This is a genomic window from Neobacillus sp. plas4 (assembly GCF_057221695.1).
The window spans coordinates 2,218,616-2,235,385 of record NZ_CM170152.1 but is presented as its reverse complement, the minus strand read 5'-3'; the positions used below and the strand labels follow the sequence as shown (position 1 = coordinate 2,235,385).

The window sequence follows — 16,770 nt, the reverse complement described above, 5'->3', positions numbered from 1 at the left end:
ATTTACCCTCCCTTTTTGTATGTAACGACTTCATACTTATTAGCGGCTAATTGTTCTTTTATTGAAAGGTACTCTTCGTATTCAATAGGTAAAAAGGAAACATAATTTCCTGAGGATAATAAAGATGGTTTTTTATTATTAATATTAAATAGCAGCAATGGTGTAATGCCAATAATTCTCCAGCCTGAAGGGACCTCTGCAGGATAAATCCCTGTTTGTTGACCGCCGATTCCAACCGATCCCGCTGCAATTTTAGTTCGCGGCTTTTCTAAACGAGGAGCTGCAAGTTTTTGCGGAAGTCCACCAAGGTATGGAAAACCTGGAACAAATCCTATCATATGGATTAAATATTCTCTGTTTGCATGTAAGTCTATTACTTCTTGTTCAGTAGAATGACTATACTCCGCAATAAATGGTAAATCTGGTCCTGTTTCTCCACCATAATACACAGGAATTCTATAGACAATTGCTTCTATTTTAGGAGTTTCCATAGCAGATTGATAAATGGAAAATACCTTTTGCTCTAATTGGCTATATGGTATCAGCATAGGATTATAAAAAATGGCTACAGATGTATAGGCTGGAACAAATTCAATAATCCCAGCGATTTTTGACTTTCTAAAAATATGTAAAAATTGATTGATTTGTTGATGTATATGTTCATGAATCTCATCGCCAAAAGTAATCGTGATCGCAGAATCCCCTAATGGACTGATTTCAACACTTATATCCCTCACCCTTTTCCTACCAAACTTGTTCTATATTTACTTTATTTAATACATCGCTATAATGCAATAAAAAAATACTCTGATCTACATAGACCAGAGCCTCTAATTTTCAAACTGTCTATTCGCCTCATCTACTTGTTTCATTCTCTTCCGTTTTTTCTTAACTCGGTAGAAAAATACTAAGCCTACCAGGATGATCGCTATACCGAAGAGAATATTTTGCTCCATATTCCCTTCCATTAATCCTGCAGGTATAAGTGATAACACAAAGAAAAAGATTAGATTTCCAAACATCGTACCCATAATAAAATGTTTAAATGTAATTGAACTTAATCCACTAAGAATATTGATTAAACTTGTAGGAACGAATGGAATAATTCTTGCTTGGAACACAAAAAGTAACCCATTTTGCTCCATCTTCTTTAAAATTTCAGGATTTGCCTTCTTCTGAACCCAATCATTAAAGAGATATCGGCTTCCAAAAAACCAAATACCAGCAGCCATAATACTTGTGAACCAACTCCAAATAAGTCCATTTACAAAACCAAATAATGCAAAATTTACAGTTATAATAATAATAAGAGGAATGATTGTAAATGAATTTTGAATCAACATGATGATAAATGTAAAGAAGAATTTTGAGAATGTGGTATCCTTCAATGAGAGAATAATTGAATCTATATCCCCATTTCTAAGCAGTTGAAATACTTCGGAGTTTTGAACAACTAAAAAAATGACCACGATGATTGCGATGAGAGAAATTAATTTTTTCCAAATTGTAATCACCTATTTTCTTTTAAGGTAATCTCATGAGAGTAATTATATTCCTATCCCAATCATACCATGCAAAAATAATCTGGGATTAAAAAAAAGATGCCACAAGATAGATTTTGTGACATCCTTGAATCATTATAATCTTGAGAACTCCTCAACCAGCTCGCCAAACTTTTTCATAGCATTTTCAATTGGTAATGGTGTGGTCAAATCTACACCCGTCTTCTTTAACAACTCCAATGGGTAATCGCAGCTGCCACTTTTTAAAAATTGGAGGTATGTTTGGAGTGTTTCCTTGTCACCTTCAAGAATTTTCGCTGCCAGATGAATAGCGGAGGCAAAACCTGTTGCATATTTATAAACATAAAATGGACGATAAAAATGTGGAATTCTAGACCAGCCAAACTTTACTTCGTCATCAAACTCCACTACTTCTCCGTTATATTCCCTAAACAAAGATTCGTAGGTTTGGTTGAATATCTCCACGTTTAATGGTATACCCTTCTCTGCCAGCTCATGGGTGATTTTCTCAAATTCTGCAAACATCACTTGGGTGAAAAATGTCCCCTTAAATTGGTCAATAAAATGATTTAATAAATGTTTTCGCGCATCTGGATTTTTTTCATGATTAAGCAAGTAGTTAATTAATAGCACTTCGTTAACAGTCGAAGCAACTTCAGCCACAAAAATACTATACCTTGCCGTAATCTGCGGTTGATGCTGTGAGCTTAATTTGCTGTGAACTCCATGGCCACACTCATGGGCGAGGGTAAATAAACTATCTAAATCATCTTGATGATTTAATAAAATAAATGGATGGACCCCATATATGCCCAAATTATAGGCCCCTGAGCGCTTGCCAGGTGTCTCCCGGACATCAATGTATCTTGCGTCTTTGAACTCCTTTAGAATGGCTGTATATTCCTCTCCGAGAGGTGCTAGAGCTTTTATCATGGTTTCATACGCTTCCTCATAAGGAATAACCTGTTTTACTCCCTGCACCAAAGGAACAGACATATCGTATTGCCTTAGTTCATCTACCTGAAGCTTTTTCTTGCGGATTTCAGAGTACCTGTGAAGTGCTGAGATATTTTCCTTTGTTGTAGTGATCAGGTTTTCATAAACTTCTTTTGGTACCATGTCACCAAATAGAGCTTTCTCTAATGCAGAAGGATATTTGCGAATTTTAGCTAAGGTAACATTATTCTTGATCGCTGCGGAAAGGGTGCTTGCAATCGAATTCTTCCATTCAACATATGGCTTATAATAGGCTTTATAGGCCTCCCTGCGTTTTTCGCGGTCTTCATCCTCGACTAATTTTGCGTACATCCCTCTTGTCAATGGAACCTTTTCACCATTGGCAGTTGTGACTTCACCAAACTTAATATCTGCATTATTCATCATACCAAAGGTTGTGCTGGGTGCAGAAAATGCTTCCCCTAATTGGGATAACACTTCTTCCTGGTCTTTTGTAAGTACATGGGCTTTGTACCGGAATGATTCAAATAAATCCTCCTCAAAGTACTTCAGGCCTGCCTCTTCAGCAATATAGCTGTTTAATGTTTCTTTATCTAATCCCAATAAATAAGGCATAAAAAAAGATGTTGAGGCACTTACCTTCACACTAAGTCCCTTAGCACGGTCTAATAGTGATTGAGAACCTGCGTCTCTCGTATCTTCATCAACCCTTAGCATGGCATAGGCGTAGACATGATTGAATTTATAAGATAATTCCTCTCGTTGTTTTAAATAGTGATAAAGACTTTTCCCATCGTGGATTGCACCATCAAATTCCTTCAACTTTCCTGCCATATCCTCAACAAGCTGAAGATCGCTCTCCCATTTGCTAACATTAGAATATATGTCTTCAAGGTTCCATTTTTCATTTTGTGGTACTTCGTTTCTGGAAGTATAGGCAGTCATTGTTACCCCTCCTTAAAAAATAATCATAATTAGAAATTATTCCTAATTTTTAGGTTCTAGACCTTAACTATAGCACAAGATTACAACATAAAAATAGAAAAAGGCTGCTTAGGAATTTTCCTAAACAGCCTTTAATTTATTGCCTATTCTTTAGATTCTCCACTAATTGGAGATAAATTATAGTTGTATTGTGTTCGGTCAATAGGAGTAAAGTTTTCAGGTGTGTAAAAGCGTAATAAGTCTCCATTAACCACTTTATCAGAGAGCATTAATTTATTTTCTACTATGCCCTGAAGATTTATTGCCTCTTCCATCCTATTCTGATCAATTTCTAGTCCTGTTGTAGAGTCGTAGAATTTACCATCAACAGCTGAAATCGTCGGACTCATAAAGCTGCCATCACGGAAAGGAATAAGATCATCATGCTGTTCAGATAATAGGTCGGTACCGAACTGAACATAATCTTTTGTTTCAATCCCTAATAAGTGTAGGACAGTTGGAAGGATATCAATTTGTCCTCCGTATTCATGGTTGACTCCACCCTCAATGCCAGGAACACGGATGAAGAATGGTACTCTCTGTAAACCAGCACTATCAAAATTTGTAATTTCTTTTCCTAGAACTTTTTCCATAGCTTTATTGTGATTTTCTGAAATACCATAATGATCACCATACATGACAATGACAGAGTTATCATATAAACCTGATTCTTTAAGGTAATCAAAGAATTGTTTTAATGCTTCGTCCGCATAACGTGCTGTTTGGAAGTAAGTATCAACTGACTTATCCCCCGTCGTATGTGGTGCAATCGTCGCTTCTTCTTCAGCAAGCGGATAAGGATAATGATTGGAAACAGTGATAAACTTTGTATAAAAAGGCTGCGGTAATGTTTCCAGCATTGGAATTGATTCCTCAAAAAACGGCTTATCCATTAAACCGTACTCCGCAAGTTCTTCTGGATTCATATTATAAAAGCTTTCATCAAAAAAGTGATTATATCCAAATGATTTATAGATTTCATCACGATTCCAGAAACTGCCTGAATTCCCGTGGAATACAGCTGATGAATAACCTTGCTGGCCTAAAATTGCTGGTGCTGCTTGATACGTATTTAGTCCTTTTGTTGTAAAAGCAGAACCCTGCGGTAATCCATATAATGAATTTTCAAGAATAAATTCAGCATCCGCCGTTTTACCTTGCGCTGTTTGATGGAAGAAGTTATCAAAGTAAAGTGTGTTTTGATCCTTTGTTAAGGAATTTAAAAACGGCGTTACTTCTTCTCCATGCAGTTTGTAATCAATTAGGAAGTTTTGCATGGATTCAAGGTGTAAATAAATTACATTCATACCTTTTGCTGCACCAAAGTAAGCTGGATTTGGCTCGGCATAGTTAGCTTTCGTATAGTTAATGACTTCAGTCATATCATCACTATCTGCCATAACTCTTTGCGCTGACGCTTTTGTACTTTTTACTGCGTCATAAATGGTGTAGTTGTACATCCCTAAATATTTCACAATATAATTACGGTCAAATCCTCTTGTTAACAATTGAGGACGATCGGTTTCAGCTAGTCCTAAATTACCACATGAAATCGCTAAGGATAATGAAAATAAAGCAGCTACTTTACGGCGGTTCATATCTTTAAACTCGATCTTAACAACCCGAAAAGCAAGTAAGGCAATTAACAGAAAGATGTCCACAAAGAATAGGAAATCAAATGGTCTTAAAAGAGTTACCACACTGCCGCTTACATCACCAAAATTTTGTGTCTGAGTTAATGTCGGTAATGTAATAAAGTCATTAAAGAATCTGTAATACACGACATTAGCAAATAAAAGGAAGGTTAAAAAGAAATCAATCACTATTAAAGCAATATATTTCTTGCGTCCTTTAAATAATGAAGCCAATCCTAAAAAAAGTAATGACGACCCTAATGGGTTAATAAATAATAGTATTTTTTGCAGCGTATTCTCAATACCTAAATCAAATTGCGTTAATTGAGCGATATATGTTTTCATCCAAAGGAAGAATACAGCCAAAAAGAAAAAGCCAATATATTTATTAAAAATACCCTGACTCTTTTGAGTTAAGTTATTCATTTTCTGCACCTGCCTTAAAAAAAATAAGTAGTTTTTAGTTTACGTTAATTTTAAATTAGTTTTTAAATCCATTAATCTATTATTTATCATAACAGTTAAGTATGAACAATGTATGAACAATCCATGAACACTCGATAAAAATAAAAACAATGTAACACAAGAATAGTATTATACGGATTTTTTCCAAAATGTCAACTTTTCTCTCTTCTAAAACAAAACGACATGTGGATCTCACATGTCATTGTACGATTATTTATCATTGATTACAGAAACTTTCTATATATTGGTCAATAGCTGCTACCCATTGTGTGGAATTATCAATTTTTTCAGTTGCTATTTTATGTAAATCCGATAACAATTTTGATAGGTCATGATGAGTAAAAGGGGCACCATTATCTCGTATCAAGTAAATTTTATGGATCATCCTCGCATAATTCTTTAATGTTAAAGGTATTATCGATAAGGTTTGACCCTCAAAAATTGGATATTTTACGTTACCGAAAAATGTATTGATTGTATCCCTATGTAAAGATGGGGCCAAAAATAATCCGTGGGTTTGCTTCGCTGCTTGATTTGCTCTGTCTGCCACATGCCGCATAACAGGTTGTCCTTCGTTAATCCATTGATCTCGACCTTGCATCATCGTAACTTCTCCAACAAGTTGGAAGTCAGGATAATCAGCAAATAAATCTTCTACATTCCCCCTAGCTGTCCACAGAGGGAGTCCATCATCACCAACATTATAATTTGGTTTAATCAGATTTGCTGATCCTATCGCAACAAGGCTTTCAGCAAATAGCCATTCCAAGCGAACCGATGGCTTTTGTACTTCAGGGAACTTCCGAAAACTTTGCGTTCTTCCGCTCATCTCCTCGATTGCCAGCGAAATATCCTTTAATTTAGTGAATTGGTCTTCCTTGAACATTGTTAATGTTCTTGTTGATTGTCGAATGTGTTGACGTAATGACTGAACTTCATCAGCTAACATATTAATATCAGAAAACTTTTCTATATAGGCAACTTTCGTGACAGCCTTTGGTTTGATCTTGGAAATGGCACGCTGTAAGCTATCATACGTTGAAAATAAATTATTGTATTCACTATCTAATTGACTATACGTTTCCCATGGAAGTTCCGGGGTTTTTGTGTCACTTAAGTAATCAATATAAGCATCCACGTCTTTAAAGGATTCTGCTTCTGCTGAGAATTCCTCGGCAATGAAATTTGCCTCTCTTGTTCTGCTGGGTGATAGATCAATATACCTGCCCCCGCCGCGTAAATAAAGGATTCCAGTTTCACGAAAATACCTGATTGTGGAATCGGCATAATCACGAAGATTGGATTTTTTCGTTTTGAGGCTTTTTTCACTCTTGGTGTTGAATAACTTTTCAGTAAAGTCTGTAAAGAATTGGTGCTTAAATTCTTCCTGATTCAACCCGCCCATACTTTTTACTTTTAATCGATATTCAATAATATTTTCAATGGTCTGATCAATGTTTTTCGCATTTACTAAAGTAGGAATAAACATTTTCATTTCATCAAAAGAAATTCCCACTTGGCGCAGCCCTAACTCCTCTGCTCTTTTGTTAACCCCTGCTATAACTTTAACTGTAGCTACAAAAGGTTTAATATTGAATCCATTTTTTTCGGTTGGGTTATCAAGCTGCCACTTTAGGAACATCCTTAAAAACATATTTTCAGTATTAATTCCTTTTGAAAATGCCTCACCAAGTGGAGTTAAAGCCACCTTCCCATCCTTGTCTCTGTTTCTTACAAACCCAAAGTTGGTCAACGGCGAAAAAGCAGTTCTTCCACGAAAGGCATATATTTTAAATTGATCATCTTGATAGGATTTATTCTTGTATACTACTGTAGACATTAATTCAATTACTTCATCTTCTGTTAGAATATAACTATTATCTTCATTTGGTAAAAAGTTGTTTACCCGCTTTTTCCATGCAGGATCCTTACTGGTAGGCTGATATAACCCTCTTCGAATGGTTTCAAAAAAGAAATCTTTTTCGAACTCCTCGTTCCTGGTCCTCCCCTGCATAATTCGGACAATTTCGATATAGCCTTGCAGGCGGTCAGGGGACCGCAATGTGGTATTAATACTCCAGACACTTTCCCTAGCCATTCATTTCTCTCCCTTTTACGGCACAATTCTATTTACTTATATCTTTTTCATTTTATTCGAAAAGATGTAAAAAGAAGTGCTAATCAATAATTCGTGATTAGCACTTCTCGCTCTAATATGACTGTCTGCTTTTTCTTTTGATAATTCGAATTACTATAATTCATTTTCAGGTTATGGATATGATAGTTAGCAGCCCATTTTTCTAAGATTGTATTTTTCTTCTCGCTTTTTTCTAGTACATTTGATAATGCAAATTTAACTTTGCGTTTATTTAATGTATCTAACAGCTCTAGCAACTTTATTTCATGTTCTTCCGTCCAGCCATTCTGTTCATTATACGTAGCCGTAGTAATTAAATAGGGTGGATCAGCATAAAGGAAATCACCAGGTCCCAACAGTTCTAAATCGATTTCTTGGAAATCCTTGTGTTGAAATTCAATATTTCTGATTTGTAAAGCCTGCATAAACTGAAAAAGATTTTCCCTTACGTTATTATTAAAATCCCTTTTTCCAACGGGAATGTTATATCCTCCCGACTTATTAAAACGAATTTGGTTATTAAAGCCAAAGATAATTAGTGTAAAAAATAATAAATCTAAAGGAAATTTCTTTTCCAGCCGATTATAGTCATTCCTCATTAGGATGTATTTTTCTTTATTAAATGGACCAACGCCATCCGCACTATTTGCTTGATAATACTCATACCCATTTCTCATTGTGTCACTTAACCCATAATATTCGACAATGGCTTCAATAACCGAAGCTACTTGATCATAGGAATGAGCCTTTAAATAGTTAAAAAGAGAGATCAGGCGTTCATTTATGTCAAAAGCATATGTTTTTTGCGAATCAATATTTACGGCTACATTTGCTCCTCCCGTGAACAAATCCACAAAAATTTGGATATTTGCAGGGAACAGATTTGTTAGCTGCGGCAACAGTTTATGTTTTCCTCCGGTATAATTTAATGGCGATTTAATGAAAGTCATATTCTCACCTTATTTCCCAACATGACACACAAAGAGCCGTTCTTGGTAATTTTCAATATCTTTCAGACCTGTAGTAAAATGCTTATAATCTTGTTCATAGCTAATCGTTTTACCGCGTTTTTCTAAAGACGAGATCATTTCCACATCGGATATCTTTGCATTTGAACGGCCATCGCCTTTCTCTGCCATATTACTGTAAGAAACCACAATTAATTTAGCGCGGGCATGTTGAACAAGATCGTCAAATGCTTCTGGTGCTGTCTTCAAACAATATTTACTCTTCCCATATTGACGGACTTCTGAGCTCATTTTCTTCGCAACACCTTCAAGTTCCGGCTTGTCCCACATCGCAAGGTTCTCCAATAGATGATAGGAATCCACATACTGTCTGGAGTTATAGGGTGTATCAATATACAGGATGTCAGTCTTAATTTCTCTCACTAATTCATTGGCGTCACATTGATAGATTTTATTTAATCTATTCGTTTCATTGTCAGCTATAGCCGGCATGAGAAATCGAACTGGATTGTACATGTCAAGTTTCTTACGATACGCTTCATAATGTCCCACCGTATTTGCAGCCTTATCTAGAGCATACAAAAGTGAAGTAAATAGAATCGAGAATTCTCGGTTACTCAGGTATCCTTTTTGTTGTAATTCTTCCATATTTTCTCGTACATACCCAATCTTACGAGCATTCTCTAAAGTGAAATATTTATCCCCATAATTGATTGAAAAGTAATTATCGTCGTGAACCTTTCTTTCATTATAAGAATGCAATAGATTTATGATTTTATCTCTTTCAAAAGGTTCTGGAGAGAAAAAAGTGTTGTAACTGTGAATATTTGAGTAAAGCAAATCATTTATGATTAATTCTTTGCCTGGTTGATTAAAACGATTCCCAACAACACCAGTCCCTCCAAATAAATCTGTGAAAGAATGCCATTCTTTAATAGAGTCATTGATCACATCTTCGATTAATGGGAGCAGTTTGGTTTTAGCACCTAAATATCTTCGGCTATGGATGGCAAATTCCTTTATCTCATCATTTTTGGTATGATTATTTTGTGTTTTATCATTTAATATCATGTCGATCTCCTCGTGTTGTGATTCAGACCACCGTCATTTTCTAATCCCCATCTATTCTATCATGACTTTTTCAAGCGTGATAATAAAAAACTTTACGCTTAACCAAAGAGCGCTTGAATCCCCTGATATCCAAAATAAAGACCAAACAAAACTAATGAAGCCCCTGAGATAATCGATATGGCAATTAGACTTTTAATCGTTAGGAGTTTTCGGAAGCCTGTCGTAAGGGCTGCAACGAAGACATCCCAAATGGCTAATCCAAGAAAAATCATACTGCTATAAATGAACAATGATTCCGTCCCATTTGTCTGAGCCGTTTTAGCCAAAACAGAGCCATAAATCCCTAACCAGAAGAGAACCGATAACGGGCTTGTGATTGATATAATAAATCCTGTAAAAAAGCACTTCACTAATGATTCTTTTCCTCTACTGTAGGTTAGGGTAATCGTATTTGCATTTTTGATACTTTCTACCCCTGAATAAATTAAAATAAATCCGCCAAATAACCAAAGAAAGATTTGAATAATCGGAATCCCTAGAAATTGAACCATTCCTAAATAAACGAGCAGCATAAAGAAACCATCTGCAACCATCGAGCCAATACCTACAACCCATGCATGCCAAAAGCCATTCTTAATCCCTTTATCTAACCGGGCAGAATTTACCGGGCCAATTGGAGCTGCTAGCGTAAAGCCCAATATGATGTAACTCACTAATATGCTAATATTCAAAAAAACACCACTCCACTTCACTTCACCAATCTCTTAACTTGTACATTTTATGTTCGTTATACAGTCACATGTCCAAAATTTTTTATAGGGCAAATGAAATAACTAAAAACGATAAAAAAATTAATGAGAAGAGCTCGGAATGGAAACCCTATTGATGTGCTTCAAGAAAGGTGGCACTGTTAATGAATAAACTAGCCTATACACTAAGGAGGGCAACAATGGGAATTTTAAGCGGGAATCCTAAGGAAGAGCCTTTACATTATGGAGAAGTATTTGATTTATGGTCTGCTGCATTGGTAAATAACGGGAAGATTGCAGGATATCATACCATGTTAAACCATGCAGGTGATGAGGATTTAAAGAAGTTATTAGTAGAAGCAAGTGAAATTTGTCAGGGCGAAAACAAGCAATTAGAGGAACTTTTAAAAGAAAACGGCATTGGCTTACCGCCTGCGCAACCAGAGCCTCCTGAAGCATGTTTAGAAGATATTCCAGTGGGTGCTCGAATCATAGACCCTGCCATTGCTGCTGGACTTTCTGCTGATATTGCCGCTGGACTCGTAGCCTGCAGTCAAGCAATAGGTAAATCAATCAGGGAAGACTTAGCTTTGATGTATACGCAATTCCATGCGCAAAAGGTCGCACTTGGAGGAAAAGTCCTCCGTTTAAATAAAGAAAAAGGCTGGCTCATTCCTCCCCCATTACATCTCAATAAACATGGCGATTGTTAATTTGACACCATAAAAAAGGATGAACACGTTTTGTGTCTCATCCTTTTTTACATTATCGATTTAAATCACTAATTCCAGGGCTATGCTCATTCGGCATTTCAGGCATTACTGGAACAGGATAACCTTGCGGCGGTGGTACGACTTGTAATGTTCCAGAATCCCTGCTAGGTGATTCACCTTGGAATATCGTACCAATTAGGGTTTCATCTAATCTAAAATTAAATTGAGCATTATGGAAACCCATTTCTACATATTTTCGGCATTCTGGATACTTATTTATATCATAGTTCGGTACTGGGAAAATCTTACCCCAGTTCACACCCAGCGTTTCCAATGCTTTTGCAAATGCATTTTGGTGCGCATTATCACGGACAATTAAGAACGCTAATGTTTCCCTAAAAGTTTTATTTGAGCTCATTTCATAAATTCGTGTCTTTTGCAGAACCCCTGTAGATTCTAATACGACGTTATCTAATAAATCACTTATCAAGTTTCCATGGCTATATACATAGTTACCACTCCAGGGATTCCCTCCTGCATCGACTGGAAGTGAACTCTGAGCACCCATAATAAAGTGATGAGGGTTTGCGTGTTCTTTAACGGCTTCTTCCAAAGGAGCACCCATCGTTCCCCCTGCCCCAACGGCCTCTTCTCCCGACCCATTCAGGAGTTGATTAATGGTTGTTTGAACGAGTTCTACATGGCTAATTTCCTCTAGGAAAATACCTCTGATTAAATCGCGGTATTGCTTTTGGTTTCCTCTGAAGTTTGAGCTTTGGAAGAAAAACTGCATCATTGTTCGCATTTCACCAAATCTTCCACCCAATGTTTCTTGAAGTACTTTAGCAGCCGCCGGATCCGGTTTATCTGGAACAATCATATTAATTAGGTCTTCTCTATAGAAATACAATTGATTACCTCCTATATAATGTTTGATAAAATATTAGCACCTAAATAGGTTTTCCAAATACGCATCACTTATCCAATAACCTTTTGGGAGGAATCCAACTATTCATTATCAGCAGAATCCTCTTGATAATGCTCATTTAAAATAGCATTTTCAGGTGGAGCGAAATTAGCTGTTAACAAGCTCATTTCCGGATCAATTCCATACATTTCTTTAAATGAACTATATATTTTCTTAGAATTGGTATTTTTTGATTCTTTTTCTTCTTCGTTCATCGGTTTCACCCTCTAATGAATAATTTATTTGATTTACTTTTACTTGCTCAATAGTAATCTGAAAAATATGGTGTTTGCATGTTAATTACTTTTTCAAGCAACTCCACAGACTTTTTATCACCGTTAATTCTCGTGATAGTGGCTAAATACGTTGGTCTTTTGTAACTTAGCAGCATAGTTGTTAATGTCTGGATATCTAAAGAAAAGGTCGGTTGCTCCATACTTTGAACCAACTCTCCCTTACCCTCGGGAGAAACTTGAAGTGTAAATATCCCTTTATTCCACTCTAGCATTGGATCATCCAGCCTAAAGGTAAGATTTATATCTTTTCCTGTAGCTATAAAAGGGTATTGGGCAATAAATTGTTTAGCATCAACAATCCTTGCCATAAAATAAGGAGAGATTTTTTCTTTAATATCTGCATCTTCCAGCCAAAAAGCTAGTGGCTCATTCATAAAAATATTTCCGACAACTTTTGAGACCATAGAAAAATGTGCACCAATGAAATTCCAAAGCCCTACCCGCGCCTCCTGATCGATATATATCATTTCTTTAATATGCAGCACATCTTCAGAAATCCAGTACAACAAATACCCCTGTGGCTCGTGAGAATGATTATAATATACCGCAGCCGTTTGTTCATCTACATCCCATCGCCAATACTCCTCCCAGGCTAATTCATTTCGAATCATGGCCGCATGCATTTTACTTGAAACGAGTTCGTAAACCTTTTTAACATCTAGGTGCTCGATATTCATCCTTTCCACATATCCAGGTACTTTTTTTATCTTTGGTAATTGGATGTCTTTAACTTCAAAGGTCATCTTGTCCGAAATAATCTCCCAGCCTCTTCGACGGTAATAGGGAATGGAATAGGGAAAAAGATAGGAAATAGATTGTTTTCTTTGACGCATATCTGCTAGTGCCTGACGCATCAATTTATTCATCAGTCCCATATTGGCGTATTCTGGATACGTCCCGACTCCCGTCAACCCGCCCATTTCAAATGTCTGTCCAAAAATATTCACTTGAAAAGGATAAACAGCCAACTGCGAGACAAGTTTCTCTCCATCAAACCAGCCAATCACATCCGCCTGATCCAATACAGGTTTTTTTGCTAAAGCAATTTCTCGTTCTTCCCAGCCTACCAGTTGTAAATCTTTCTTGGTAACTTGAAACACATACCGTAATAACTCATTAAACTGTTGGAAGTGATTTGTTTCCACTTTCCCCATTTTGAGCCTGTCTAGTCGACTCATCCGTATACCTCCAAAAATTAACTTACTTTATCTAATTTCTAGTGTTTACATTAAGGTGGAATAGAATTCCAAAAAAAGAAGCTGCTCATCTTTGTGAGCAACTTGTTTATACATATTTATATGGAATAGTCTTCTTGTATTTTTACTTTTTCATTTTCGAAGAATAAATGAAATATTTGTTCACGAATTTTTAAGAAATCATAACTATTCCTATCGCGTGGTCTCGGTAAATACACCGGAATTGTCTTTTGGATGCGTCCTGGTTTCTTTGACATGACAATGACTCTATCCCCTAATAAAACAGCCTCATCAATATCATGCGTAACCAGGATCATTGTAATATTGGATTGTTCTCTAATTCTAAGGATCTCGTGCTGCATTTGAATTCTTGTCAATGCATCAAGAGCACCAAAGGGTTCATCGAATAAAATGATATCTGGTTTTTTTACTAAAGTACGAGCGATGGCAACACGCTGAGACATACCTCCAGAAAGTTCTCCAGGCTTCGCATTTTCAAAGCCTTTTAATCCGACTAATTCAATATGCTCTTGCACGACTCTCTTACGCTTCCTTGCAGAGAGATGCTCCAGACCAAAACCTATATTTTGCTCAACATTCATCCATGGAAACAGCCGATGATCCTGGAATACCATCCCCCGATCTTGACCAATTCCAGAGATGATTTGATCATCAATCGTAATGGAGCCTTCGAATAATAAATCAAGACCGGCTATTAAGCGTAATAGCGTGCTTTTTCCACAACCGCTTGAGCCGACAATGGTCAAAAACTCTCCTTCCTGAACTTCTAAATCAATATTATTTAATACCTCAAGTTTTTTGTCTCTCTGATTATATGTTTTTGATAAATTAGATATTTTGATTTTCGGTTTATAGGTTTCATATTGAACTCTTTCTTGGGTAAGCATCTACGTAACCTCCTAAGATTTAATCCCTGGCTGCCAGGAAAGGACACGCTTTTGAATCAACTTTATGAATGCATCCATTGATACTCCAATCAGTCCTATCATCGCCATTCCAATAACCATGACATCTGGCTGTGAAAGTTCTCTACCTTGAGTGATTCTAAATCCCAATCCCGATTCAGAAGCAATTAATTCAGCTGCTACAACCGCCATCCATGCAGTACCAAGCCCTAATCGTAGACCAACAAATATGGAAGGCAATGCAGCTGGTAAAATCACCTGAAATAACACTTTCCTCTTACTTACTCCCATCAGTTTAGATACCTCTAAATATCCTTTTGGCACCCCTTCTATTCCTTGAATACTGTTTAAAAGAATAGGGAAAAATGCGCCCTTAAAAATAATAATTACTTTAGAAGCCTCACCAATTCCAAACCAAAGGATAATGATTGGAATCCAAGCTAATGGCGGGATTACCCTTATGGCATTAAATACACCTGCAAAAAATTGATCGATACGAGTGAACAACCCCATAATAATTCCAAATATTAAACCGGTGACCACTGCCAATGAAAAACCTTGCAGCATTCTACTAACACTGGTCCAAGTGTCACCTAAAAGAGTACCATCTCCCAAAAATTGAATGAATGTATCGATCACCACTAATGGTGATGGAATTAAATAGGCCGCAATAAATTCTTTTTCAGTTAAATAGATCCATACTAAAACAATCAATATCGGTAGAACAATGGGTAAACTATATCTTACGAATGTCTTGTTCACATTAACACCTCTGATCTATAGGCTATCGATAGCTATTATTCTCGTAAAATCCAATCCTCTAATTCAAAGTCTTTTTTGATTAATTTTTGTGCTACCAAAAACTTCTTCGTTCCTTCTAATAACTTGATGCCCTCATCAGGAAAACTCTCTTCCCTAATGTTATCTAAAGGAATACTTTCCTTCACTACATCTAAATCCTGCTGCGATACATCCGCAACATATTGGTAATATTCTTCACCGTGTTCCTTTAAGTCTTTTACTGCATTTGACCTTATAGCATCCCAGACGGATAAGAATTCTGGATTCCCATCCAAGTATTTTTCAGTCGCCACAATAACAGAAGTCCCTGTTAATTCTGGAGTTGTTTTGCTTGCCTGTAATACGAGCGGAAATCCAAGTTTTACATGTTTTGGACCCATGTAGGTGGGGAATGCATAGGCTTGTATGTCACCATGTTCTAGTGAAGCTAACGCCTCTGGCGGGAATAAGGATACAAATTTGACCTCATCCAGTAACCCCTCTTCTTTTAGTAACCCTTGAATATAGCGAAACATATAAGAACCATTTGCTGTAGCTACTGTTTTCCCTTTTAAATCTTCCAATTTAGAGATTCCGTTTTTCTTATTGGTTACAAGCCAAATATCCTGATAAATACTTGCTAAACCAATTAATCTCGTTTTTTGGCCGGCACCCCTAGCTAATAACGCTGGAGTATCACCAAAAATCCCTAAATCTATTTCTCCAGATGCCATGGCTTCATTTAGGTTTGGCCCATTTGGAAAAGCATAATATTCAATTTCGGTAATACCGATTTTTTTCAGCTCCTCTTGTAAAAATCCCTTTTCAATCGCCCAGCCTTCTGCACCTGATACTGCTGGTTTTCCTTCACTCGTCGAACCTGTGGCGTTTATATAACCTAACCGAAGCGTTTTTCCACCATTTTCTTTGTTCGACTCAGTGCTATTTTCTTTTTTAGCTTCCGCGTTAGTAGCAGCACCATTTGAGTTGCAAGCTGTTAACAGCAGGGTAAATAGCAGTACTACAAAAACCAAGTATTTTATCTTTATCATCTTCTTCAATTCTGTCCACACTCCAATTATTTTAGATAAAATTTATATGCTAAGTCTTGTTTAGCCGTGGATTTTTGCCCCTTCTCCCAGCCAATATTAGAACGATAACTTCCTATTAAATCTGTTTCCTTCAATTCTTGCTCCGTTATACCAATAATCTCATCAGCGTTTGGTGCTACATAAAGAGCCTTAACTGGACAATAAAGTTCACACATATAGCAGGTTTGACAATCATCCTGCCGGGCAATTACCGGTGCTGCTCCTTCTCTTCTTTCAAAAACGTTCGTCGGACATACTTTTACACATAAATTACATTCCACACACTGGTCTTCTAGTAAAACTTCAATCAAGT

The 16,770-nt window shown here is 36.6% G+C and carries 16 protein-coding genes; 1 reads left to right on the top strand and 15 read right to left on the bottom strand.

From position 1 onward, the window contains the following. Window positions 1-2 precede the first annotated feature (2 nt). The 8 genes from pxpB to AC2TFD_RS11075 all read right to left on the bottom strand — a co-directional run bounded on the left by pxpB (window position 3) and on the right by AC2TFD_RS11075 (window position 10,470). Window positions 3-737: a 5-oxoprolinase subunit PxpB gene (gene pxpB, locus AC2TFD_RS11110; RefSeq protein ID WP_335519640.1), complete on the bottom strand. Its 735-nt coding sequence runs from the start codon at window positions 735-737 to the stop codon at window positions 3-5. A 93-nt stretch (window positions 738-830) separates the two neighbouring features. After that, window positions 831-1,514 carry a TVP38/TMEM64 family protein gene (locus AC2TFD_RS11105; RefSeq protein WP_335519644.1) on the bottom strand — a complete coding sequence of 228 codons (684 nt, stop codon included), beginning with the start codon at window positions 1,512-1,514 and terminating at the stop codon, window positions 831-833. A gap of 123 nt (window positions 1,515-1,637) precedes the next feature. Continuing rightward, window positions 1,638-3,425 carry an oligoendopeptidase F gene (gene pepF / locus AC2TFD_RS11100; RefSeq protein ID WP_484675643.1) on the bottom strand — a complete coding sequence of 596 codons (1,788 nt, stop codon included), beginning with the start codon at window positions 3,423-3,425 and terminating at the stop codon, window positions 1,638-1,640. A 143-nt stretch (window positions 3,426-3,568) separates the two neighbouring features. After that, window positions 3,569-5,524: a lipoteichoic acid synthase gene (gene ltaS, locus AC2TFD_RS11095; RefSeq protein WP_484675642.1), complete on the bottom strand. Its 1,956-nt coding sequence runs from the start codon at window positions 5,522-5,524 to the stop codon at window positions 3,569-3,571. 256 nt (window positions 5,525-5,780) lie between these two features. Beyond that, entirely contained in the window at window positions 5,781-7,661 is a 1,881-nt protein-coding gene (locus AC2TFD_RS11090; RefSeq protein WP_484675641.1) for an AlwI family type II restriction endonuclease, read from the bottom strand. A gap of 83 nt (window positions 7,662-7,744) precedes the next feature. After that, window positions 7,745-8,599, bottom strand: coding sequence for a DNA adenine methylase (locus AC2TFD_RS11085; protein WP_484675640.1), 855 nt, complete (start codon window positions 8,597-8,599; stop codon window positions 7,745-7,747). Window positions 8,600-8,659: 60 nt separating this feature from the next. Continuing rightward, window positions 8,660-9,739: a DNA adenine methylase gene (locus AC2TFD_RS11080; protein ID WP_484675639.1), complete on the bottom strand. Its 1,080-nt coding sequence runs from the start codon at window positions 9,737-9,739 to the stop codon at window positions 8,660-8,662. 98 nt (window positions 9,740-9,837) lie between these two features. Then, window positions 9,838-10,470, bottom strand: a complete 633-nt coding sequence (locus AC2TFD_RS11075; protein WP_484675638.1) for a LysE family transporter — start codon at window positions 10,468-10,470, stop codon at window positions 9,838-9,840. Window positions 10,471-10,688: 218 nt separating this feature from the next. Between AC2TFD_RS11075 and AC2TFD_RS11070 the strand changes: the two genes are divergently transcribed. Next, window positions 10,689-11,201: a DUF3231 family protein gene (locus AC2TFD_RS11070; RefSeq protein ID WP_335519373.1), complete on the top strand. Its 513-nt coding sequence runs from the start codon at window positions 10,689-10,691 to the stop codon at window positions 11,199-11,201. Window positions 11,202-11,253: 52 nt separating this feature from the next. On the opposite strand, the gene AC2TFD_RS11065 is transcribed toward AC2TFD_RS11070, so the two are convergent. From AC2TFD_RS11065 to AC2TFD_RS11035, 7 genes are all read right to left on the bottom strand, one after another. Beyond that, on the bottom strand, window positions 11,254-12,111 hold the full coding sequence (locus AC2TFD_RS11065; protein WP_335519364.1) for a manganese catalase family protein: 858 nt from the start codon (window positions 12,109-12,111) through the stop codon (window positions 11,254-11,256). A gap of 98 nt (window positions 12,112-12,209) precedes the next feature. Continuing rightward, complete coding sequence (locus tag AC2TFD_RS11060; protein ID WP_335519367.1) at window positions 12,210-12,383, bottom strand: hypothetical protein; 174 nt, start codon at window positions 12,381-12,383, stop codon at window positions 12,210-12,212. A gap of 47 nt (window positions 12,384-12,430) precedes the next feature. After that, window positions 12,431-13,642 carry a GNAT family N-acetyltransferase gene (locus AC2TFD_RS11055; RefSeq protein ID WP_484675637.1) on the bottom strand — a complete coding sequence of 404 codons (1,212 nt, stop codon included), beginning with the start codon at window positions 13,640-13,642 and terminating at the stop codon, window positions 12,431-12,433. A gap of 116 nt (window positions 13,643-13,758) precedes the next feature. Then, the gene (locus tag AC2TFD_RS11050) at window positions 13,759-14,568 is read right to left on the bottom strand and encodes an ABC transporter ATP-binding protein (RefSeq protein WP_484675636.1); all 810 of its coding nucleotides are present in this window, start codon (window positions 14,566-14,568) and stop codon (window positions 13,759-13,761) included. A gap of 12 nt (window positions 14,569-14,580) precedes the next feature. Further along, window positions 14,581-15,348, bottom strand: coding sequence for an ABC transporter permease (locus AC2TFD_RS11045; RefSeq protein WP_335520403.1), 768 nt, complete (start codon window positions 15,346-15,348; stop codon window positions 14,581-14,583). Window positions 15,349-15,383: 35 nt separating this feature from the next. Next, window positions 15,384-16,418: an ABC transporter substrate-binding protein gene (locus tag AC2TFD_RS11040; RefSeq protein WP_484676295.1), complete on the bottom strand. Its 1,035-nt coding sequence runs from the start codon at window positions 16,416-16,418 to the stop codon at window positions 15,384-15,386. A gap of 26 nt (window positions 16,419-16,444) precedes the next feature. Continuing rightward, window positions 16,445-16,768: a 4Fe-4S binding protein gene (locus AC2TFD_RS11035; RefSeq protein WP_335520405.1), complete on the bottom strand. Its 324-nt coding sequence runs from the start codon at window positions 16,766-16,768 to the stop codon at window positions 16,445-16,447. Window positions 16,769-16,770 lie beyond the last annotated feature (2 nt).

Bases quoted from the DNA above. Each gene is read 5' to 3' on its own strand.
- pepF (WP_484675643.1), bottom strand. From the start codon at position 3,425: ATGACTGCCTATACTTCCAGAAACGAAGTACCACAAAATGAAAAATGG.
- ltaS (WP_484675642.1), bottom strand. From the start codon at position 5,524: ATGAATAACTTAACTCAAAAGAGTCAGGGTATTTTTAATAAATATATT.
- AC2TFD_RS11090 (WP_484675641.1), bottom strand. From the start codon at position 7,661: ATGGCTAGGGAAAGTGTCTGGAGTATTAATACCACATTGCGGTCCCCT.
- AC2TFD_RS11080 (WP_484675639.1), bottom strand. From the start codon at position 9,739: ATGATATTAAATGATAAAACACAAAATAATCATACCAAAAATGATGAG.
- AC2TFD_RS11070 (WP_335519373.1), top strand. From the start codon at position 10,689: ATGGGAATTTTAAGCGGGAATCCTAAGGAAGAGCCTTTACATTATGGA.
- AC2TFD_RS11060 (WP_335519367.1), bottom strand. From the start codon at position 12,383: ATGAACGAAGAAGAAAAAGAATCAAAAAATACCAATTCTAAGAAAATA.
- AC2TFD_RS11055 (WP_484675637.1), bottom strand. From the start codon at position 13,642: ATGAGTCGACTAGACAGGCTCAAAATGGGGAAAGTGGAAACAAATCAC.
- AC2TFD_RS11050 (WP_484675636.1), bottom strand. From the start codon at position 14,568: ATGCTTACCCAAGAAAGAGTTCAATATGAAACCTATAAACCGAAAATC.
- AC2TFD_RS11040 (WP_484676295.1), bottom strand. From the start codon at position 16,418: ATGATAAAGATAAAATACTTGGTTTTTGTAGTACTGCTATTTACCCTG.